This is a genomic window from Methyloversatilis sp. S146-33, from assembly GCF_059552495.1.
On the sequence record NZ_JCANOT010000019.1, the window covers coordinates 29,905 to 50,195 of the forward strand.

General features: G+C 69.1%; 26 protein-coding genes. 24 read left to right on the forward strand and 2 right to left on the reverse strand.

Going from position 1 to position 20,291, the window contains the following annotated elements; translation table 11 throughout:
- The 17 genes from mdcC to AC51BJ_RS05775 all read left to right on the forward strand — a co-directional run bounded on the left by mdcC (position 1) and on the right by AC51BJ_RS05775 (position 14,382).
- A complete protein-coding gene (gene mdcC / locus AC51BJ_RS05695; RefSeq protein ID WP_496279598.1) occupies positions 1-315 on the forward strand; it encodes a malonate decarboxylase acyl carrier protein in 315 nt (104 codons plus the stop codon).
- On the forward strand, positions 312-1,217 hold the full coding sequence (locus AC51BJ_RS05700; RefSeq protein WP_496279599.1) for a biotin-independent malonate decarboxylase subunit beta: 906 nt from the start codon (positions 312-314) through the stop codon (positions 1,215-1,217). Before mdcC ends, AC51BJ_RS05700 begins: the two co-directional genes overlap by 4 nt.
- Positions 1,214-1,936, forward strand: a complete 723-nt coding sequence (gene mdcE, locus AC51BJ_RS05705; protein WP_496279600.1) for a biotin-independent malonate decarboxylase subunit gamma — start codon at positions 1,214-1,216, stop codon at positions 1,934-1,936. Before AC51BJ_RS05700 ends, mdcE begins: the two co-directional genes overlap by 4 nt.
- Positions 1,937-1,938: 2 nt before the next feature.
- Positions 1,939-2,598, forward strand: a complete 660-nt coding sequence (mdcG, locus tag AC51BJ_RS05710) for a malonate decarboxylase holo-[acyl-carrier-protein] synthase (protein WP_496279601.1) — start codon at positions 1,939-1,941, stop codon at positions 2,596-2,598.
- Entirely contained in the window at positions 2,595-3,470 is an 876-nt protein-coding gene (mdcB, locus tag AC51BJ_RS05715) for a triphosphoribosyl-dephospho-CoA synthase MdcB (protein ID WP_496279602.1), read from the forward strand. Before mdcG ends, mdcB begins: the two co-directional genes overlap by 4 nt.
- A complete protein-coding gene (locus AC51BJ_RS05720; RefSeq protein ID WP_496279603.1) occupies positions 3,467-4,354 on the forward strand; it encodes an acyltransferase domain-containing protein in 888 nt (295 codons plus the stop codon). The genes mdcB and AC51BJ_RS05720 overlap by 4 nt, the downstream gene beginning before the upstream one ends.
- Positions 4,355-4,510: 156 nt before the next feature.
- A complete protein-coding gene (locus AC51BJ_RS05725) occupies positions 4,511-5,020 on the forward strand; it encodes a sigma-70 family RNA polymerase sigma factor (RefSeq protein ID WP_304029985.1) in 510 nt (169 codons plus the stop codon).
- Positions 5,017-5,781 (forward strand): DUF3379 family protein, encoded by a 765-nt coding sequence (locus AC51BJ_RS05730; protein WP_496279604.1) that lies wholly within the window; start codon positions 5,017-5,019, stop codon positions 5,779-5,781. Before AC51BJ_RS05725 ends, AC51BJ_RS05730 begins: the two co-directional genes overlap by 4 nt.
- Positions 5,782-5,860: 79 nt before the next feature.
- Positions 5,861-9,187: a DEAD/DEAH box helicase gene (locus AC51BJ_RS05735; protein ID WP_496279605.1), complete on the forward strand. Its 3,327-nt coding sequence runs from the start codon at positions 5,861-5,863 to the stop codon at positions 9,185-9,187.
- Positions 9,188-9,459: 272 nt separating this feature from the next.
- Positions 9,460-10,380, forward strand: a complete 921-nt coding sequence (gene lepB / locus AC51BJ_RS05740; RefSeq protein WP_496279606.1) for a signal peptidase I — start codon at positions 9,460-9,462, stop codon at positions 10,378-10,380.
- A 156-nt stretch (positions 10,381-10,536) separates the two neighbouring features.
- A complete protein-coding gene (locus tag AC51BJ_RS05745) occupies positions 10,537-10,848 on the forward strand; it encodes a hypothetical protein (protein ID WP_496279607.1) in 312 nt (103 codons plus the stop codon).
- A 321-nt stretch (positions 10,849-11,169) separates the two neighbouring features.
- Positions 11,170-11,322 carry a hypothetical protein gene (locus AC51BJ_RS05750; RefSeq protein WP_430434838.1) on the forward strand — a complete coding sequence of 51 codons (153 nt, stop codon included), beginning with the start codon at positions 11,170-11,172 and terminating at the stop codon, positions 11,320-11,322.
- A gap of 109 nt (positions 11,323-11,431) precedes the next feature.
- Positions 11,432-12,178: a hypothetical protein gene (locus AC51BJ_RS05755; RefSeq protein ID WP_496279608.1), complete on the forward strand. Its 747-nt coding sequence runs from the start codon at positions 11,432-11,434 to the stop codon at positions 12,176-12,178.
- 11 nt (positions 12,179-12,189) lie between these two features.
- Positions 12,190-12,393, forward strand: a complete 204-nt coding sequence (locus AC51BJ_RS05760; protein WP_430434840.1) for a hypothetical protein — start codon at positions 12,190-12,192, stop codon at positions 12,391-12,393.
- Between the two features lie 10 nt (positions 12,394-12,403).
- A complete protein-coding gene (locus AC51BJ_RS05765; RefSeq protein ID WP_496279609.1) occupies positions 12,404-12,889 on the forward strand; it encodes a DUF2127 domain-containing protein in 486 nt (161 codons plus the stop codon).
- 24 nt (positions 12,890-12,913) lie between these two features.
- Positions 12,914-13,549 (forward strand): FMN-dependent NADH-azoreductase, encoded by a 636-nt coding sequence (locus tag AC51BJ_RS05770; RefSeq protein WP_496279610.1) that lies wholly within the window; start codon positions 12,914-12,916, stop codon positions 13,547-13,549.
- Positions 13,550-13,578: 29 nt separating this feature from the next.
- The gene (locus AC51BJ_RS05775) at positions 13,579-14,382 is read left to right on the forward strand and encodes an alpha/beta fold hydrolase (protein ID WP_496279611.1); all 804 of its coding nucleotides are present in this window, start codon (positions 13,579-13,581) and stop codon (positions 14,380-14,382) included.
- Positions 14,383-14,654: 272 nt separating this feature from the next.
- Here AC51BJ_RS05775 and AC51BJ_RS05780 read toward each other — a convergent pair whose 3' ends face one another.
- Complete coding sequence (locus AC51BJ_RS05780; protein WP_496279612.1) at positions 14,655-15,104, reverse strand: hypothetical protein; 450 nt, start codon at positions 15,102-15,104, stop codon at positions 14,655-14,657.
- 238 nt (positions 15,105-15,342) lie between these two features.
- Between AC51BJ_RS05780 and AC51BJ_RS05785 the strand changes: the two genes are divergently transcribed.
- The 7 genes from AC51BJ_RS05785 to AC51BJ_RS05815 all read left to right on the forward strand — a co-directional run bounded on the left by AC51BJ_RS05785 (position 15,343) and on the right by AC51BJ_RS05815 (position 18,504).
- Positions 15,343-15,582, forward strand: a complete 240-nt coding sequence (locus tag AC51BJ_RS05785; RefSeq protein WP_430434845.1) for a YdeI/OmpD-associated family protein — start codon at positions 15,343-15,345, stop codon at positions 15,580-15,582.
- Between the two features lie 112 nt (positions 15,583-15,694).
- Positions 15,695-16,102 (forward strand): VOC family protein, encoded by a 408-nt coding sequence (locus AC51BJ_RS05790; RefSeq protein ID WP_430434846.1) that lies wholly within the window; start codon positions 15,695-15,697, stop codon positions 16,100-16,102.
- Between the two features lie 189 nt (positions 16,103-16,291).
- Entirely contained in the window at positions 16,292-16,681 is a 390-nt protein-coding gene (locus AC51BJ_RS05795; protein ID WP_496279613.1) for a DUF3597 domain-containing protein, read from the forward strand.
- A gap of 74 nt (positions 16,682-16,755) precedes the next feature.
- On the forward strand, positions 16,756-17,115 hold the full coding sequence (locus AC51BJ_RS05800; RefSeq protein WP_496279614.1) for a GFA family protein: 360 nt from the start codon (positions 16,756-16,758) through the stop codon (positions 17,113-17,115).
- On the forward strand, positions 17,112-17,534 hold the full coding sequence (locus AC51BJ_RS05805) for a VOC family protein (RefSeq protein ID WP_496279615.1): 423 nt from the start codon (positions 17,112-17,114) through the stop codon (positions 17,532-17,534). The genes AC51BJ_RS05800 and AC51BJ_RS05805 overlap by 4 nt, the downstream gene beginning before the upstream one ends.
- Complete coding sequence (locus AC51BJ_RS05810; RefSeq protein ID WP_496279616.1) at positions 17,531-18,097, forward strand: peroxiredoxin; 567 nt, start codon at positions 17,531-17,533, stop codon at positions 18,095-18,097. The genes AC51BJ_RS05805 and AC51BJ_RS05810 overlap by 4 nt, the downstream gene beginning before the upstream one ends.
- Positions 18,094-18,504: a DUF1499 domain-containing protein gene (locus AC51BJ_RS05815; protein ID WP_496279617.1), complete on the forward strand. Its 411-nt coding sequence runs from the start codon at positions 18,094-18,096 to the stop codon at positions 18,502-18,504. The genes AC51BJ_RS05810 and AC51BJ_RS05815 overlap by 4 nt, the downstream gene beginning before the upstream one ends.
- Here AC51BJ_RS05815 and AC51BJ_RS05820 read toward each other — a convergent pair.
- Positions 18,488-20,227 carry an ATP-binding protein gene (locus tag AC51BJ_RS05820; protein ID WP_430434852.1) on the reverse strand — a complete coding sequence of 580 codons (1,740 nt, stop codon included), beginning with the start codon at positions 20,225-20,227 and terminating at the stop codon, positions 18,488-18,490. The genes AC51BJ_RS05815 and AC51BJ_RS05820 overlap by 17 nt on opposite strands.
- Between the last annotated feature and the right edge of the window lie 64 nt (positions 20,228-20,291).

Consider the following 20,291-nt stretch of genomic DNA (forward strand, 5'->3'; position numbering starts at 1 on the left):
ATGGAACGCTTCACCCTCTCGCTGCCGAGCACGCCCTGCGCGCGCGCCGATGCGGCTGCCGCGCTGTGCGGCGTCGTGTCATCCGGCAATCTGGAAATCCTGGTCGACCGCGGCAGCATGGCCGACCGCTGCGACATCGAAGTGAACACCTCCGCGCACGGCTTCCGCGACACCTGGGAAGCGGTGCTGACCGACGCGGTCGCCCGCCACGCCGCCGGCGGCCTCGCACTTGCCATCAACGACGCCGGCGCCACGCCGGCCGTCGTCAGCCTGCGCCTCGATCAGGCGCTGGAAGCGCTGGAGGACCGCGCATGAGCCGCCTGCACCGACATTCATGGTTCGAAGCGGACGCCCGCACCCGCATCGCTGGCCTGGTTGACGCCGGCAGCTTCCGCGAACTGTGCGGCCCGCACGAACGACTCACCAGTCCGCACCTGGCCGTGCTCGACCTGCCGGTCGCCTTCGATGACGGCGTCGTGGTCGGCGAAGCGACGCTCGACGGCCGGCCGGTGCTGGTCGGCGCCCAGCAGGGCGCATTCAATGGCGGCGCCGTCGGCGAAATCCACGGTGCCAAGCTGCGCGGCCTGTTCGAGCGCGCCCGCCGTACGCGCCCGGCGGCGGTGCTGTTGGCCATCGACTCTGGCGGCGTACGACTGCATGAGGCCAACGCCGGCCTGATCGCCATTTCCGAACTGATGCGCGCGCTGCTCGCCGCGCGCGCCGAAGGCATCCCGGTATACGGCCTGATCGGCGGATCGTGCGGCGCCTTCGGCGGCATGGGCATCGTCGCCCGGCTGTGCGACGCGCTGGTCATGTCGGAAGAGGGCCGGCTCGGCCTGTCCGGCCCCGAAGTGATCGAGACGGTAAAGGGCGTGGACGAATTCGATTCGAAGGACCGCGCCCTGGTGTGGCGGGTGACCGGCGGCAAGCTCAGGCGCAGCCTGGGTGACGCCACGATGCTGGTGGACGACGACATCGCCGCCTTCCGCGATGCCGCGCGTTCGCTGCTCGCGCGGCCGGTGCCGGCGCGCGATCTCGCCGCGCTCGACGCCGACCAGCGCGCGCTGACTCAGCGCGCCGCACGCCACGCCGACGCGCGCGACGGGCTCGACGTCTGGCGCGCACTCGGCCTGCCTGAGCCCGCACTCATTCCGATGCTCGACGCGGCCGATTTCAACCGCCTGCTCACTCCTCTTTCGCCGACGGAGGCCGCATGAACGCCCTGCTCGACCGCCTGTTCCCGGCCGGCCACACGGTCGCGTTCGACGGCCACACCCTGTCCGGCCACGCCGAATCGGCCGCCGGCCGGGTGCACGTGATCGGCACCCGCGACCGCGCCGCGCTCACCACCGACATGGCGCTCAAGCTGTCGCAGGCAGTGCTCGACGCGGTGCGCGCCGACCAGGCGAGCGGCGACCCGCGCCCCATCGTGTTCATCGCCTCGACCCAGGGTCAGGCACTGTCGCGCCACGAAGAACTGCTCGGTCTGAACGGCTACTTCGCCCACATGGCGCGCTGCGTCGACCTCGCCCGCCGCCGCGGTCACCGGCTGGTGACGCTGATCCACGGCGAAGCGGTCAGCGGCGGCTTTCTCGCCTTCGGCCTGCTGGCCGACCGCATCTGCGCGCTGCCCGAGGCGCAGGTGAAGGTGATGGACCTGCGCGCGATGGCGCGCGTGACCAAGATCGCGCCCGAGCGGCTCGAAGCGCTGGCGCAGAGCTCGCCGGTGTTCGCGCCGGGCGCCAGCAACTATGCGCGCATGGGCGCCATCCACGCGCTGTGGTCCGACACCGACGACTGGCCACGGGCGCTGCAGCAGGCCATCACGGACGCCGGCGGTGAGGACCGCCGCGCCGCACTCGGCCGCGAACGCGGCGGCCGCACGCTGGCGCAGCCGGTGGCCGAGCGCGTCGCCGGCGTCCCGCTCGACGCCTGACCATGGTCCGCCTGCGCCGTCACGACCTGGTCTGGCTGCGTGCCGGCGCGGAGGTGGATCTCGCCGCCTGCAGCGCAGCTGCCGCAGACGATGTCCTCGCGTGGCGCAAGGCCGGCAGACCGCTCGTCTGTGCACGCAGCGACGACCTGCCGGCCGACCGCGTGCGCCTCGGCCTTACCCTGCCCGGCACCGGCGAACGCCGCCGCGTGTCGCTGGTCGCCGCGTGCGCCGACGTCGAACGCGGCACACCGCTGCCGCAGCTCGCGTCGCTGCTCGACGCACTGCCCGCCGCGTACCGATCGTCGCTGCATGCGCTGGCCGGGCAGTGCACCGCCCTTGGCGTCACGCCGCGTGTCTATGGTTCGCTGCTGTGGCAGTCGCTCAGCGGCGAACCCTGTCTGCGCACCGACAGCGACCTCGACTTGCTGTTCGACATCGAACACAGCGGCGCTCTGCACGCACTGCTCACACTGCTGCAGACCACCGACAGCCCGCTGCGCCTCGACGGTGAAATCCGCTGCGGCGCACAGGCGGTGGCCTGGCGCGAGCTGGCGGCCGCACTCGACGGCCGCGGGCCGCGTCGCGTGCTGGCGAAGTCGGACGACGGCGTCGCGCTGATCGACGTCGCTGCGCTGTGGCCGGCCCGGAGCCGCGCCGCATGAACGCACCGGCACGGATCACGCCCGCCCCCGTCGCCGACTGCGAGCGCATCGGCCGGCTCGCCGTGCGCAGCCTCTACCGCGAAGTGGCGCTCGCTCCCAAGCCCGGCCTGGTCAACCCGGCCGACAACGGCAGCCACGACGACATGGACATGTCGACCTTCTTCCGCAGCCTGTTCGCGCTGCGCCACTACTTCCGCGACATCGCCCGCGCCGGAGCCGACGGCGCCGGCTTCGCCACGCTGCAGTCGCTCGGGCTGGCCGCCGAGACGCAGATGCTGGCCGCCACCGGCGGCATCAACACGCACCGCGGCGCCATCTTCAACCTCGGCCTGCTGTGCGCCGCGGCCGGGCGTATCGCGACGCAGGGCGGAACGATACGCGCCGAGCACGTCGCGCACATCGTCGCCCGCTGCTGGGGCGCCGACATCCTCGCCGCGCGCCCGACCGACGGCACGCCGCTGGCCGACAGCCACGGTCTGCGCGTCGCCCGCCGCCACGGCACGACCGGTGCGCGCGAACAGGCTGCCGCCGGCTTTCCCGACGTGATCGACGCCGCACTGCCGGCGCTGCGCGGGGTACTCGCCGCGCCGGGCGACGCACGCGAAACCCGCGCTGCGGTGCAGGCGCTGTTCGTGCTGATCTCGCGGCTGGACGACAGCAATCTGCTGTGGCGCGGCGGCCGCATCGGTCTCGACTTCGCGCAGGGCGCGGCGCGTGCCTTCGTCGAAGCGGGCGGCGTGTTCGCCGACGACTGGGCAGCACAGGCGCAGGCCACGCACGCGGCCTTCGTCGCCCGCCGGCTCAGCCCCGGCGGCGCGGCCGATCTGCTGGCGGTGACGCTGTTCCTGCACGAACTGGAGGGTGCGGCGTGAGGCTGGTCGTGCTGTTCAGCGGTCAGGGCGGCCAGACGGCAGAGCATCTGTCCGAACTGCGCGCCGACGCGGACACGCGCGCCCGGCTGCCGGCGCTCGACGCATTGCGCGACAACGATCTGGCCAGCAACGTCACCGCGCAGGTCGTGATCAGCGCGCTGCAGGCACTGCGCTGGCGCGGACTCGCGCCGCGGCTGCCGAGGCCGCTGCTGTTCGCCGGCTACTCGCTGGGCGAACTGAGCGCGTTTGCGATCGCCCGCGGGCTGCCACCGAAGGACTGGTTCGATCTCGCCGCCCGACGCGCCGCACTGATGGACGCCGCCACCGCGCATCCGTCCGGCCTGCTCGCCGTGCAGGGCCTGACCGAATCAGCGCTGCGCACCGCGCTCGACGGCAGCGGCTGCAGCATCGCCATCCGCAACGGCGACGCCCACTTCGTCGTCGGCGGCGCAAGCGTCGCACTGACCGAGCTCGAACACACCTTGCCCGCGCGCGGCGCCCGCCGCTGCGTGCGTCTCGCGGTGCACACGCCGTCGCACACCCCGCTGCTCGCCGCCGCGCAGGCGCCGCTGGCCGAAGCGCTCGCACCGTGGGCAAGTGGCCGCCTGTCCGTGCCGGTCATCGCCGGCATCGACGGCCGCGCGCAGCGCGACGCAGCCGATGCCGTCCGCTCGCTGGCGGCCCAGGTTGCGCAGACCATAGACTGGTCGACCTGCATGGACACCGTGCTCGAATACGCACCCGACGCCGTGCTTGAAATCGGCCCCTGCAACGCCCTCGCCCGCATGCTGGCCGAGCGTGCCCCGGACCTGCCGGTGCGCTCGATCGACGACTTCAGCGGCGACGCCGCGGTGATCGACTGGCTGGAGCGGATGGCTCAATAGGCCCGTCACGAGCGAACCACCGTCGTCGTCGGGGTCAGAAGACCCCTCCCACAAACCCCAACCCCCGTGAGCGCGCGCGCTTCCCTTGGAAGCGATGTAAGGTTGCCCCCGACCTCCCGGTCTTAAGGCTTGTCAGCGCACACCACGGACCATGTCGTGATACTCGGATTCAGCAAACGGAAGAGCTTCGAACAGGCGGTGCGGGCCTTCAGCCCGGATCTGTACCGCTTCGCCTGGTGGCTGTGCCGCGACAAGTTCGTCGCCGAGGACCTGGTACAGGAAACCTTCGCCCGCGCCTGGAAATCGTGGGACGACATCAAGGACTCCGCCGCCACCAAGAGCTGGCTCATCACCATCGTGCGCCGCGAACACGCGCGGCTGTACGAGCGCAAGCAGTTCGACTATGTCGACGTCGAACTGGAAGACCTGCAGATCGCCGCCGACCACGAACCGATAGAGCTCTTCGAAATGGAAAACCTGCTCGGCAGCCTGCCGCTGACGCTGCGCGAACCGCTGGTGCTGCAGGCGCTGGGCGGCTTTTCGTGCGCCGAGATCGCCGACATGCTGGACACCACCGAAGGTGCGGTGATGACCCGCCTGACCCGCGCCCGTCAGGCGCTGCGCGGCGCACTGACCGGCCAGCCGGCGCGGAGGGCCGAATCGTGAGCAGCTTCGACGACAAGAACATGACTTTCAACTGCATCGACTTCCGCCGCGAAAAGCTGGCCGACCCGCGCCGCCTGACCGAGGCAGCCGAGGAACACCTGATCGCCTGCCCGGCCTGCCAGACCTTCTCGCGCCGCGTGAACGCCGGCGAACGCATGCTGCAGCAGACGGTGGCGATCGACGTACCGGACGGCCTGGCCGAGCGCATTCTGGTCGGCAGCCGGGCGCGCACCCGCTCGCCGTTCAAGCTGTGGGCATTGGCCGCCAGTGTCGTGTTCAGCCTCGGACTGGGCGTGCAGTACTGGCACGCCGCGCCTGATCGAGAACATGTCGCGCTGGCAGTCGAGCACGTGATGCACGAGCCGGAGGCGCTGATGAGCACCCGCCTGATCGAACCGCAGCGCGTCGCCCAGGTGCTGGAGAGCTTCGGCGCCGAGGTGAAGGTGCCGCTCGCCGCCGTACGCTACGTGAAGCTCTGCCCGGTTCCCGGTGGCACCGGCTGGCACATCGTGTTCGACACGCCGGACGGTCCGGCCACCGTGCTGCTGATGCCGCAGAAGGACAGTCGCGTGCGCACGCTGACCACGCAATACCGCGGCATGGGGGTGCATGTTGAAGCCGGGGGTCAGGGCATCGTGGCCGTGGTGGCGCGCGACCCCGATCGGGCGCGCGGCGCCGCCGGCCTGCTGCACCAGCACGTCAGCTGGACACCGACGGCGGCGCTGACCGCACACGACCGGGGCATCCGGCCGCGCAGCTGACACCGCAGTTTCATGGCACGACGGGGCGCAGGGTTTACAATCCTGCGTCCATTTTTTTGGCTGCCGTGCCTCGCCCGCGATGGAACTGACCCGCCTGCTGTCCCAGCTCGACAACCGGATGCTCGGAGAAATGTTCTCCGAAGACACCATCGTGCGCGGCAGCCAGTACGTGACGCGGGTCGGCGACATCGACGTGCAGGGGCCGACGTTGCGCGCTCTGGTGCGTGGCACCCGGCCGCAGCCTTACCAGGTGACGGTGCGGCTGGAGCGGCGCGAATACTTCGGCGAGCGCACGCTGGAAATCGCCACCCGCTGTTCCTGCCCGGTCGGCAACCGCTGCAAGCACGCGGTCGGCCTGCTGCTGGCGGCGAAGAAGCAGGGCGAACTGATCGAGCGCCCGCGCGCCGAGGTGCTGCGCTGGGCGCAGACGCTGCAGAAGCGTCTGAGCGAGGAACCGACGGGTACCTCGCGCAAGCGCGCCGCACCGAAGGAGTCGATCGCCTATCTGATCACACCGCGCGGCAGCCAGCCGGCCGACCTGCGCCTGCTCAAGGCCAAACTCACCGACCGCGCCGGCCGCGACAGCACGCCGGGCGGTGACAGCCAGCCCTGGTTCAACTTCGAGCAGGCGCTGCTGAAGCCGCCCGCCTTCGTGCAGGACAACGACCTGCCGGTGTTCCGCACGCTGCGCGACGCCATCCGCAAACGCGCGACCAGCGTGTTCGTGCCGTTCGAACTGCGCGGCGCCGACGGCCTCGCCGTGCTGCGCGCCGCGCTCGACACCGGCCGCTGCTTCGTGCGCGCCGACGAGGGCAGCGACGACGCGCGTCCGCTGAAGCCGGGCGAAGCGCGCGCCGGTCAGCTCGAATGGCAGACCGAAAAGCTCGGCGTGCGCGCCCTGCTCGCCTGCACGCCGCCGGCCGACTGGACGCTGCCGACCGACCCGCCCTGGTATCTCGACGTCGCCCGCGGACGGGCTGGCGAAATCACCCACCCGGCGCGCGAGGCAGTGCAGGCGGTACTCGAACTGCCGCTGCTCACCACCGCCGAACTGCCGCTGGTGGCCGAGGCGCTGGCCCAGGCCGCCCCCGCGCTGCCGTCGCCGCTGGGCCGCGATGCCGCCAGCCTGCCGCTGATCGAAGAGGCGCTGCGCCCGGTACTGAAGTTCGCCAGCCTGCCGGTATGGCACGTGAAGCCGCACCGCCGCTACGACAAGGCGCTCGGCCACGCGCTGTACGACATCGCCACCGTCGCCCTCAGCTACGGCCAGGCGAAGTTCGCCGCCACCGACAGCTCCGACCTGGCGACGCTGCCCAACGGCCGCGCGGTGCGCGTGAAGCGCGACAGCGCGGCCGAACAGGCGGCGCTGGCCTTGCTCGGCGAAGTCGGATTCGCGCCGGTGCAGGCGCGCTGGCTGCAGATGTACGAATCGCTGCCGGTTGGCGCGCTGGGGCTGGAGAGCGAAGAGGCCTGGGCACGCTTCTTCGGCGACGCTGCCGGCCGCCTTACGCGCGCCGGCTGGCAGATCGAGTGCCCGCCGGACTTCCGCCACCGCGTGCTGGTGGTCGACGAATGGCACGCCGAACTGGACGAGAACGAGAACGGCTGGCTCGAACTGTCGCTCGGCATCGACGTCGGCGGCCGCCGCCTCGATCTGGCGCCGCTGCTGCACGCGCTGTTCAAACGCGACGGCCGCTGGCTGGACCCGATCGCGCTCGACCGCATGCGCGACGAAGACACCACCGACCTGTTCACCGCCGAAGGCGAACGCATCATCGTGCCGGCCGGCCGCATCAAGCCGCTGGCGCGCACGCTGGTCGATCTGTTCGACAGCCCGGCCGGCGGCGCGCTGCAGGTGTCGCGCATGGACGCGCCGCGGCTGGCCGAAGCGCTCGACGCGAAGTGGACGCGCGAAGGCTTCAAACCGCTCGAACAGTGGGTCGAACGTCTGCGCGGCATGCACGGCGTCGCGCCGGTCGACGCGCCCGAGGGCTTCGGCATCGAACTGCGCCCCTACCAGCGCGAAGGCCTGGCCTGGCTGCAGCACCTGCGCGCGCACGACCTCGGCGGCATCCTGGCCGACGACATGGGACTGGGCAAGACGGCGCAGACGCTGGCCCACCTGCTGACCGAAAAGCGCGCCGGCCGGCTCGACCGCCCGGCACTGGTCGTGCTGCCCACCTCGCTGGTGTTCAACTGGCAGCGCGAAGCCGCCCGCTTCGCACCGGAACTGCGCGTGCTCAAGCTGCACGGCCCCGACCGCGGCGAGCGCTTCGCCCAGGTACCCGAGCACGACGTCTGCCTCACCACCTATCCGCTGCTGTGGCGCGACCACGAAAAGCTGGCCGCGCACGACTACCACCTGCTCATCCTCGACGAAGCGCAGACGGTGAAGAACGCGGGCAGCCAGGCCGCCCGTGCGGTGCGCCTGCTGCGCGCGCGGCACCGGCTGTGCCTGACCGGCACGCCGCTGGAAAATCATCTGGGCGAACTGTGGGCGCAGTTCGACTTCCTGCTGCCCGGCTTCCTCGGCGAACAGAAGGACTTCACCCGCGGCTGGCGCACGCCGATCGAGAAGCACGGCGACCCCATCCGCCGCGAGCTGCTGGCGCGGCGCGTGGCGCCCTTCATCCTGCGCCGGCGCAAGGACGACGTCGCCGCCGATCTGCCGCCGAAAACCGAAGTGCTGCGTACGGTCGAACTGACCGGCCGACAGCGCGACCTGTACGAAACCGTGCGCGCCGCGATGGACAAGCGGGTGCGCGACGAGATCGCCAGCCGCGGTTTCGCCCGCGCGCGCATCGTCATCCTCGACGCGCTGCTCAAGCTGCGCCAGGTGTGCTGCGACCCGCGCCTGCTGAAGTCCGACGCCGCCGCGCGCGTGAAGGAGCGCGCCAAGCTCGATCTGCTGATGGACATGCTGGAAAACCTGCTGGCAGAAGGCCGCAAGGTGCTGGTGTTCTCGCAGTTCACCGGGATGCTCGACCTGATCCACGAACAGCTGGTCGAAGCCGGCATCGGCTGCGTCATGCTGACCGGCGACACGCAGAACCGCGAAGCCGTCGTCCGCCGCTTCCAGGAGGGCACCGTGCCGGTGTTCCTGATCAGCCTTAAGGCCGGCGGCGTCGGCCTCAACCTCACCGCCGCCGACACCGTCATCCACTACGACCCCTGGTGGAACCCTGCCGCCGAAAACCAAGCCAGTGACCGCGCCCACCGCATCGGCCAGGACAAGCCGGTGTTCGTCTACAAGCTCATCGTCGCCGGCAGCATCGAGGAGCGCATCGTCGCCCTGCAAGAGAAGAAGGCCGCCTTGGCCGAAGGCATCCTCGGCAACGACGAAGCCGCGCTGGAGAAATTCGGCGAGAACGATCTGGCGGCGCTGCTGGAGCCGCTGGCGGAGTGAGCGGGATCAATCGATCCCGCTGCACGGTTCGGGCTGAAATCCTTATGGCATCCTCTTCGCGCCTCTGGTAGCGTTCGCCGTCATGTTGTCGGCATCCGGATACGGCTGTTGATCGAAGCTTCCCGCCCACCTCGGTGCGATACGAAGCTGAGCTCCATTCGGCGCCTTCCACTATTCGAACGGGACGTCGACCTCGGGAGTAAAGGCATCACACGGGCGATAGCGAGGTCCGGTTTCGGGGAACGCATACCAACAAACAGGAAATCGATGCGATGAACGTCAAACCGAATCGCTGGGTTGCTGTGCTGCTGGGGGTATTCCTGCAGCCGGGGGCCATGCTCTATGTCGCACGGCCCGGGTGGGCGCTCTTCTACTTCCTGCTCGCCCTGACGATGGGCGTGTTGGGCGCGATCTATTCCCGCGCCCCGTCCGGCGAGAACCTGATCGCGTTGATCCAGTTCGCCATCCTTCTCGCGTGCGCGGCACACGCCTACCATCTTGCGAGGACCTATCCGGACGGCAAGCGCCGTCCCGCCTACAGCCGCTGGTACGGCCTGCTCGGCGCGATGGCAGCGATAGTCCTGATTGTCATCACGGTTCGAGCGTTCGTCGGAGAGCCCAACAGGCACCCTTCGTCGGCAATGCTTCCCACCATCCCGCAGCGCGCCCTGCTGATCACCCAGAAATGGGGCTACGGAAACTACGGCATTTTCGGCGTCCACCTCCACCGGTCACCGATCACTTCGCCGCTCGTTCGCGGCGACATCGTCGTCTTCGAGTTTCCGATGGACAGATCCGTGCCCTTCGCACAGCGCCTGATCGGCCTCCCCGGTGACAAGGTGACCTACAAGAGCGGCCGTCTGGTGGTGAACGGCGAGGCGCTCGCCTTGCGCCAAATAGCCGACTTCATCGATCCGAAGACTTCCGAGCGGCTGCGCGCCTTCGTGGAATCACAAGGCGACATCGAATACTCGATCATCCGGCAGCGGGAGGCTCGCGACACAGCCTCGATGGTCGTCAACTTTCCGCATCGTGACCGGTGCATCTACGAAGCAGACGGACTCACGTGCGAGGTGCCGCCCGACCACTACTTCGTGATGGGCGATAACCGTGACCAGAGTGCCGACAGCAGGGTGTGGGGTTTCGTACCCGCCGACCACATCATCGGAAAAGTCCGCCACATCGTACGCTGAGGTGACCACCTCCGAGGTCTGTCACGACCGAGCCGTGAAAAGAGTTAATCGGGACAAACCACGTTTTTCTCAGGCTCTACCGCAATTTGGTTCTCGAGGCTTTGTTTTCCCCATCTTCTAAAAGGCACTGGCAGGCGCCTGAGAATTGACCAATCCATGACCCGCGGCCACTTCATGCAGCTGCTCAAGCAGACAAGTACGGACAACGAGATCACTTTCGCGGTGTTCACGTCAGGCTGGGACATCGGCACGGATGAACTCGTCGAAGTCGGCCAGCTTGTCGTGAATATTCCGGCGGAAGCGGCCACCTTTTCCCCGTCAGGCCCCTGGCTACAGGATGTAGTGGTCGAATCTTTCGAAGGCCTGCCCCTCCAACCGCTTGATTCACCCGGCCTGTGGACGCGCTGGCTGCTGGAACTCGGAAGAAAGGGCCTCTTCCAGTCCGATCACCTGACGAGGTTCATCTGAGTTGTCTGTACGCTCTGGTCATACAAAAGAAGAAAAGGGGTACGGACGACGCATTCTTCCAGCGTGATGCGCATTCAAGGCGTCCCGATCGCTCGTTACCCCTTGTTTCTCTTCTCGCCCTGAGTCCTGGCCGCGTTCATGCGCGGCCGCTTTCCGGTGATCGAAGCGGCGGGTAGCCTGCGATCAGTCACACTCTCACCAACCGCAACGGAGTGATGGCAGCCCGAGAACGGTACCGTGTCAGGCGCGTCCTACCCGACGTCTGCGCACCGCCAGTCGCGGCTACACTGGCGCGCATCGACACTCCGAAAAACTGAACATATGAAGCCACTGATCGCCCTGTTTGTGCTCACGTCGTCCCTCGTCGGCTGCGCGGTCTACACGCCGTCGGGTGCCGTCATCGTCGATCCGGGTCGCAGCGGCTCGGGCGGCGGCTTCTGTCCGCCGGGTCAGGCGAAGAAGGGCAACTGCTGACCCGTGGTACCGGCCGCGGCGCGCTCATCGGCGTCGCGGCGGTCCGTCCGTCAGCGCGTCGTGTCCGTTCCGGTCAGTCCGATTTCCAGCAGTGAGGAGGAAATTTGCGATGGGGAGTCTGTTCGTCCGCTTCGTGATTGCGTGCGCCCTGCTCCCGGCCGGCGCCTGGGCCGCGGGCGCTGTCGAATCCGTTCCGGTGCGTTTCGCAAAGGGTGCTTCGTCGGCCACGCTGACCGGAACACTCAAGGGTGACCGCATCGTCGACTACCGCCTGCGGGCCCGCGCCGGACAGACGCTGAGCGTCAGGCTCGAGACCGGCCACACGGCGAACTACTTCAATGTGCTGCCACCCGGTTCGCGCGACGAAGCGATCTTCATCGGCTCCACCCAGGGTACGGAATGGACCGGTCAGCTGGCGTCCGATGGGGAGTACACGGTGCGGGTCTATCTGATGCGCAGTGCCGCGCGCCGCAACGAGACGGCGCTCTACACGCTGACCGTCGGTATCACCGGCCGCGGACAGAGCGCACCCTCGCTGGACCGTGCGCCGGCGGGCGATGCCCGGGTCGCCGGCACCTCCTACCATGCCACCGGTCAGGTCCCCTGTTCGATGGGCGCGGCGCCCGCTGCGTCCGCCCAGTGCGAGTTCGGCGTGATCCGCGGCGCGCCCGGCAACGCCGAAGTTCACGTGACACCGCCCGGCGGCCTCCGGCGCGTGCTCCGCTTCGTCGGTGGCACGGTGAGCGCCGACGGCGATGCCCGCTTGCAAACCGGGCGGGAGGGCGATGTGTGGCTGGTCGACGTGAATGACTACGAGCACTACCGGATTCCGGACGCGGTGATCAGCGGCGGCTGAGGCGCGACGTGATGTTTTCCCGTGTCATGGTCGGCGTGTCCGACTTCGAACACGCGATGATCTTCTACCGGCCGGTCTTCGATTCGCTGCGCCAGGGCAGCCGCTGCGACGTCCCGCCTGGCCTGCGCCCGGAGAAACCCGCTCACCGTGACGGCGCGCCTTTCCGTAACCGCGATGGCACCACGTTCCGTATCGTCAGCCATCAGCCCGGGTAAGCCGGCATCGATGCACCCACCCACCTCGCGAGACCGGCGAGCGCTCGCGGTCGTCGCCACCTTCGAGGCCCTGAAGGGTGTAGTGGCGTTGATCGGCGCGTCGGGCCTGCTGCTGTGGGTCCACGCGAGCCTGCACGACGCCGCCCTCCGTCTTCTGGCGCATCTGCACCTGAATCCGGCCTCCACCTATCCGCACATCTTCGTCGACGCGGCCACCCATCTCGACAACACGAACCTCACGCTGCTTGCGGCCGGTGCGGCGGGCTATGCCGCCCTGCGCTTCGCCGAGGCCTGGGGTCTCTATCGCCACGCGGCGTGGGCCGAATTGCTGGCCGCCGTCAGCGGGGCGATCTACGTACCGTTCGAGATCGTCGGCCTGTGGCACGGCGTGAATGCGCTCGGTGTCGGCGCGCTGGCGCTCAACCTTGTGGTCGTGGCGATCATGGTGGCGGCGCTGTTGCGCCGCCGGCGTCACGCGGCTGAGAATGCCGGCTGAACCCGATCCGTCTCCGGAGCCCCTATGCCCCACCTCCTCCACATCGAATCCTCCCCCCGCAAGCAGCGCTCGGCCTCGATCGAGGTCGCGCGCGCCTTCATCGACGCCTGGCAGGCGGCGCATCCGGAGGGCACGGTGGATGTGCTGGACGTGTGGTCCGAGCCCATGCCGGAATTCGACGGCGCGGCGCTGGATGCAAAGTATGCCGGTCTGACCGGTACGCCGCTGACCGACGCGCAGGCGGCGGCCTGGGCGCAGATCCGCGCGCTGGCGGCGCGCATCCAGAAGGCGGACCGGCTGCTGATCAGCGCGCCGATGTGGAACTACTCGATTCCGTACAAGCTGAAGCAGCTGATCGACGTGGTGTCGCAGAAGGACCTGCTGTTCACCTTCGACGAGCGCGGCCAGCTCGGCACGCTGGGGCACTGCAAGGCGGTGCTGGTGCTGGCGCGCGGAGTAGAGGTGGGTGACGCGCCGGATGCGCTGAAGTCGTCGGAATGGGATCTGCAGCGCCAGTATCTCGACCTGTGGCTGCGCATGGTGGGCATCACCGAGGTCGAGCACGTCATCGTGCAGAAGACGCTGTACGGCCCGGAGGTGGATGCCGGGTCGCGCGCCGAGGCGGCGGCACGGGCCCGGGCCATGGCGGCGACCTTCTAGCCACGGCTGCAATCCACCGGCGTAGCGCGATGACCACTGCCACACCGCATGTCCGAGCGACCGGCACCGGTCCGGCGGTGATCTGCCTGCACGCGAACGCGAGCACGTCGTCGCAGTGGCGCGACCTGGGCGACGCGCTGTCCGCCCGTCACCGGGTGCTCGCGCCGGACCTGTATGGCGCCGGCCGCAGTCCGGACTGGCATTCGGACAGCCGGATCGCGCTGCGCGACGAAGTCGATTTCCTTACGCCGGTATTCAAACAGGCGGGCGAGTCCTTCGTGCTGGTCGGTCATTCCTACGGCGCCGCGGTGGCGCTGATCGCCGCCCTGACCTGGCCGGAGCGCGTGCGCGCGCTGGCGATCTACGAGCCCACGCTGTTCGCCGTGGTCGACGCGCAGCAGCCGCAGCCGAACGGCACCGGGGGCATACACGCTGCAGTGGCGACGTCGGTGGCCGCGCTGGACGGCAGAGACCTGCACGAGGCGGCCCGCCATTTCATCGACTACTGGATGGGCGATGGCAGCCTTGCGGCGATGCCCGAGCCGCGCCGGCAGGCGGTCGCGGAATCGATGCGCAATGTGCGGCGCTGGGCGCACGCGCTGACGACCGAGCCGACGCCGCTTGATGCGTTCGCCGCGCTGGATATGCCCGTGCTCTACATGCTCGGCGCCTCGTCGCCGGCGTCGGTGCATGCGGTGGCGAATGCGCTGATACCGCGAATGCCAAAGGTGGAGATGGTCGAATTCGCCGGGCTGGGGCATATGGCGCCGGTGACGCATCCCGATCAGGTCAATGCGGAAATCGTGCGCTTCATTGCGGAAGTTGCGCCCTGAGGATTGCTCCGGGCGCGGTGTCGCGGCCGCGTCGCGGTCAGAAGACCGCTCCCACAGAGATCGCGCCTGATTCCTTGCTGGAGTCAAGGCGGGGGTTCTGTGGGAGGGGTCTTGCCCCCGACAGGGGCCTACATCGAAGCCCGAGGACTGCAAAGGCCCTGTCACGGCCAAGGCTGCTCCCACAGAGAACCCGCTCCGCCGCCATCATAAGCACCCGGACCGGCGAGCGGCCGATCGCGACGTCGTCATCGCGTCGCCATTCGTGCTGCTGCTCAGGCCCTGCCACCGCCCGCACCGACGATCAGATTGAACACCTCGCGCGCCAGCAGCAGTTCCACCGGCGTGCCGCCGCGCAGCGCGCTGATCGGACGGAACACGCCGCCGTGCGGTTCGAGTGCAGCCTTGGGCGCCTCGAAGGTGGTGAAGCGCAGCAGATGCACCCTGACCGGGCCATCTGCAGTCGACACCCAGTGATTGAAATCGCCGGGCCGCACCACTTCGGCCGGGTTCAGGCCGAGCCGCGCGATGGCCGCCGCCTTCACCGCCTCGCCGTCGTCCGCCGCGTCGGCGGCGGGCGCGGGCATCAATTCGGCCGACGGCGGAAGCGGTGCCGGCAACAGCAGCGTATCGTTCCATTTGGCGAACACGAGCGCGGTGCTGTAGCTGTCGAAATGCACCAGCATCACCCGGTTGGCGACCAGTACGTCGTCCTGTGATTCCACGGTTCACTCCCTTGCGGCAGCCGCCATCGGCTGATCCGGCGCGAGGTCCGCTCACCGGTCCGACGGCACTGCATGGCTTCGTATCGATGGCCGCACGCCTGCGCATGCAGCGTTCATGCGCCGCCGGCGCAACAATCGCTGCACCACACGGCACTCGCTGGGGAGTATGCCCCCGCGGCGAAGCAGTGCAGCGCCGTCGGCACTCATCCGATCAACCCCGCCCGGCGAAGGAGGATGCATGCTGAAGCGCCCGCCCAACCCGATGCCCGATTTCGTCCGCGCAGCGCTCGATGCGCGCGGACTGTGGGCCGCCTACAGGGCGCGACCGCCCTACCAGCAGAACGACTACCTCGGCTGGATCGCCCGCGCCCGGCTCGACGCGACGAAGCGCAAGCGCCTGGCACAGATGCTGGACGAGCTGGAAGGCGGCACGCTGTACATGAACATGGCGTGGGCACCGCGCGCAACAAAGCCCTGACCGTCCGTCCGGAGACGACGGACAACGACGCCCCCCCTGTCGATTCGCGCGCGCCTGCTTCGTCGCCCCTGCAACGCGGCGGATGCCCCGCCGCCTCATCGAGGAGAAGCACATGCCCCAGCACATCTACGTCAATCTGCCGGTAAAGGACCTCGAACGCTCGAAGGCCTTCTTCGCCGCGCTCGGCTTCGACTTCAATCCGCAGTTCTCGGACGACAAGGCGGCCTGCATGGTGGTGTCGGACACCATCTACGTCATGCTGCTGGCCGAGCCCTTCTTCGCCGGCTTCACCGACAAGCCGATCGCCGACGCGCACCGGAGCACCGAAGTGCTGGTGTGCCTGTCGCGCGACAGCCGGGCGGGGGTCGATGAGCTCGTGGCGAAGGCGAAAGCCGCGGGCGGCGCGGTGCGGCGCGCGCCGCAGGACCTCGGTTTCATGTACGGCCACGGCTTCGAAGACCCGGACGGCCACATCTGGGAACTGTCGTACATGGACATGAGCGCGATGCCGGGCGACTGAAGGTAAGCCCGCGGGGCGCGGTCATGTTGCAGGGTGACGGTCGACGCGCAAGGCTGTTAGCATGAAGTCGCCTGACCCGGCTTCACGCCGGCTGCATCGCCCGCCCCCTCGCGCAGCACCGGGCTCTCCGCCCGGGTTTCACGCACATCCCCGGGGGGCCTCACTCACCCGCGAAGAGAGGAGTCCGCCATGGGCCTGTTCAACACCATTCTGGAAAAGCTCGGTTTTGGCAAGAAGGATGATGCACCTGCGGCTGCCGCGCCCGCACCCACCTCGGCACCTGTCGCCGCGCCGGCTGCGCCTGCACCCGTGGCGATTTCCGAGGTCGATGTCGTATCGAAGCTGGAGGCGCTGGCCGCGGCCAATACGCAGAAGCTGAACTGGAAGGTGTCCATCGTCGACCTGATGAAGCTGCTCGGCCTGGACAGCAGCCTGGACGCTCGCAAGACGCTGGCGACCGAGCTGGGGTGCCCGCAGGACAGGATGGGCGACTCGGCGAAGATGAATATGTGGCTGCACAAGACCGTGCTGAAGAAGCTGGCCGAGAACGGCGGCAACATCCCGAAGGAATTGCTCTAGGGTCTGCTGACATAGAAGCTCATCGGCCCGGCGCTTCCATCGCGAAGACCGGGCCGCACTGCAAGGAGTCCAGCATGAACTACACCGGAAGCTGCCACTGCGGGCGGATCGCCTTCGAAGTCGATGGCGAACTCGCTGGCGAACTGACGGGCGTCGTCGCCTGCAACTGTTCGATCTGCCGGCGCAAGGGCGCGCTGATGTGGTTCGTGCCACGCGCGGCGCTGAAACTGAAGACGTCCGAATCCGACATGGCGAGCTACTCGTTCAACAAGCACGTGATCAAGCACCGCTTCTGTCCGCACTGCGGCATCCACCCCTTCGGTGAGGGTACGCGGCCGGACGGCGTGCAGAGCGCAGCGATCAATGTGCGCTGTCTCGACGACGTCGACATCGAATCGCTGCCGGTGAAGCATTACGACGGGCGCGCACTTTGAGGCCGCGCATCACGCTGATCACGCTGGGCACCGACGACCTGGCGCGCGCCGTCGCCTTTTACCGCGACGGCCTGGGCTGGTCGACCGAAGGCATCGTCGGCGCCGAGCACGAACACGGTGCGGTCGCCTTCTTCGATCTGCAGCCCGGGCTGAAGCTCGCGCTGTGGCCGCGCACCAGCCTCGCCGACGACGCCGGCATCACCGCCGGCGCGGCCGACCCGACCGGCTTCTCGCTGGCGCACAACGTGGCGTCGAAAGCCGAGGTCGATGTGCTGATTGCCGAAGCAAAGGCCGCCGGTGGCCGCGTCGTCAAGCCCGCCCGCGATACCTTCTGGGGCGGCTATGCCGGCTACTTCGCCGATCCCGACGGCCATCTGTGGGAGGTGGCCTGGAATCCGCACTGGGCACTACCGGAATGACCACCCCGCTGACCACCCTGCCCACCGACCTGCCGGTGCCGACCGACGACGGCGCTGCCCGCCACCTCGAAGGCCGGTACCTGCCGGCACTCGCGCTGCCGGCGACCGACGGCCGCACGGTGGAGCTGTCGACGCTGCCCGGCCTGCAGGTGATCTACATCTATCCGATGACCGGCCGCCCCGGCGTTCCGCTGCCCGAGGGCTGGGACGCGATTCCGGGTGCGCGCGGCTGCACGCCGCAGTCCTGCGCCTTCCGCGATCACCACGCGGAGCTGGCAGCGCTCGGCGCCGGCGTGTTCGGCCTGAGTACGCAGGACAGCGACTATCAGCGCGAGGCGGCCACGCGTCTGCATCTGCCCTTCCCGCTGCTCAGCGACAGTGGTCTCGCGCTGCGCGACGCATTGAAGCTGCCGGTGTTCCAGGCGGACGGCCGCACGCTGTACCGCCGGCTCACGCTGATCGCCGAGCAGGCGCGCATCGTCAAGGTGTTCTATCCGGTGTTTCCGCCGGACCGCAATGCGGCCGACGTGGTCGCCTGGCTGCACGCACGGAGACCGTCATGAAGATCGCCGCCGTGCCGCTGCTCGCGCTGCTGTCGTCCGTGGCGATCGCCGCACCGCCCGCGCTGACGCCCTGCCCCGACAAGCCGAACTGCGTGTCGACCGGGGCCTCCGGCAAGGCGCAGATGGCACCGATACCGTTCGCCGGCACGGTGGCCGAGGCACAGGACGCACTGCGCCGTGCGATCGCCGCACAACCGCGCAGTGCGATCACGCGCGAAGAGCCGGGCTTCATCGCCGCGGAGTTCCGCTCGCGCGTGTTCGGCTTCGTCGACGCCGCCGAATTCGTCATCGATGCCGATGCGCGCGTCATCCGCTACCGTAGCGGTGCGCGCAGCGGTCATTACGACTTCGGCGTGAACCGGGAACGGATGGACGCGCTGCGCGCCGCACTCAGCCCGGCGCACTGAGCGGACGCGGCGCCGGCTCGAGCGCGAAGCGCACGCAGCCCGCGTGGTTGTGGTCCAGCCGCAGCGCGAAGCCGGCCGACTGCGCCTGCTTGGCCGCCTGGTAGAGCCCGACGCCCAGGCCGGCGGCCGAGCTCACCGGCTCGCGCAGCAGCGAATCGGCGAGCGCCGGCGCGATCGCGCTGCCGCTGTCCTCGACCGACAGGCGCTCGCCGCCGAGCCGCAGCACCACGGAGATGCCCGGCTCGGTCTGCCGCTTGTGCAGCGCGTTGGCGATCAGGTTTTCAGCGACCGTTGTATACAGCGCGCCGGGCAGCCACAGGTCGGGTTCGGTCGCGCCCTCGACCGTCACGCCGTGACCGGCGAAACGGGCAGACATCGATTGCAGCCATTCCGGCGCCGGCATCCACTCGCCGTCGGCCGGCTGCGGCCGGCGCAGTTTTTCGAGCGTCGCTTCGAGCCGCGCGGTGATCACCGGCAACTGGCGCGCCAGCAGCGCGTTGGCGCGCTCCGCCGCGTCCGGGCCGTCGGCTTCGCGCGCGGCGTAGCACAGCGTATTCAGCGACTGCAGCAGGTTCTTCACATCGTGCGTCAGACGCGCACCGGTGTCATGGATGGCCGACAGGTAGCTCAGGCGGCGCAGTTCCTCAGCGCGCAGGCGGGCCTGATAGAACTGGCCGAGCAGTTGCACCAGCAGATTGAAATGCCACACCAGCCCGCCGGACAGCGGACGCTGCGTGAAGATGGCCAGTTCGAGCAGCGGATGCTCGAAGTCGTAGCGCTGGGCACCGCGTCGGCCGAACTGGCCTTCATGCGCACGACCGCCGCCGCGCGTGCGCCACTCGCCGCCGGCAACCAGCGGCAGTGCCGACAGGCGATTGGCGGCACGGGCGACGAAATCCTCCGGTCGGCCGTCCTCCTCCGCCAGCGCGGCCAGGCTCTCCAGCCATCGTTCGTAGGGCAGCGCCAGCGACAGCACGTAGCGGGTGAAGGCCACACCCAGGCCGCCGAAACCGCCGCGCGGATTCCACGCCCAGCTGAGCAGCATCAGCATCGCGGCCAGCACGGTCAGCGTGCCGAGCAAGGCGCGCAGATAGTCGACGCCGGCGATCAGCATGGCCGCCAGCGTGCCCAGCGCCAGCACCGCCAGCAGCAGCAGCACGAACAGGCCGGACACGAAATCCAGCACTTCGCGGTCGCGGTCGGCGCGTTCGTGGCCGGGCACGCCAAGCATGACGGTCAGCGCCAGCGGCGACAGCCACAGCCCGAGCGTGTCGATGCCGGTCGGCAGCGACAGCCCGGGCGGCAGCGCGCGCGGCAAGGCCACGGTAAACAGCGCAGTGATCAGATAGGCGAGCGCACCGAGGTAATAGATGCGCGGCCCGCGCGAGGTCGAAAAGAACACCTTGCCGCCAACCAGGCCGGCCAGCAGCAGCATCCACAGGCTCAGCACCGCTGGCCCGTAGAACACGACCATTGCGAGCACCGCGACGGCGAGCAGGACGAGCGCGCGGGCGTTCAGCCTGCTGTGCGCGCCGACCAGCGGCTGCCACATCAGCAGCAGGCCGATGTGCGACAGCAGTGCAACCCGCGCCACCGTCAAGTCATCGCCGATCCACAGCAATCCGTGCAGGCTGGCCAGCACGCACAGCAGCAGCCAGGGCCGTACGCGCGTCAGCCAGCCGAGCAAGCGTGGCGTCTGCGGCGCCGCGTCGCGCGGGCTCACCGCTGCGCCCTGCCCGCGCGTCGACGCCCGACCGGGCCGCCATGCAAGTGACCGGAACATGACG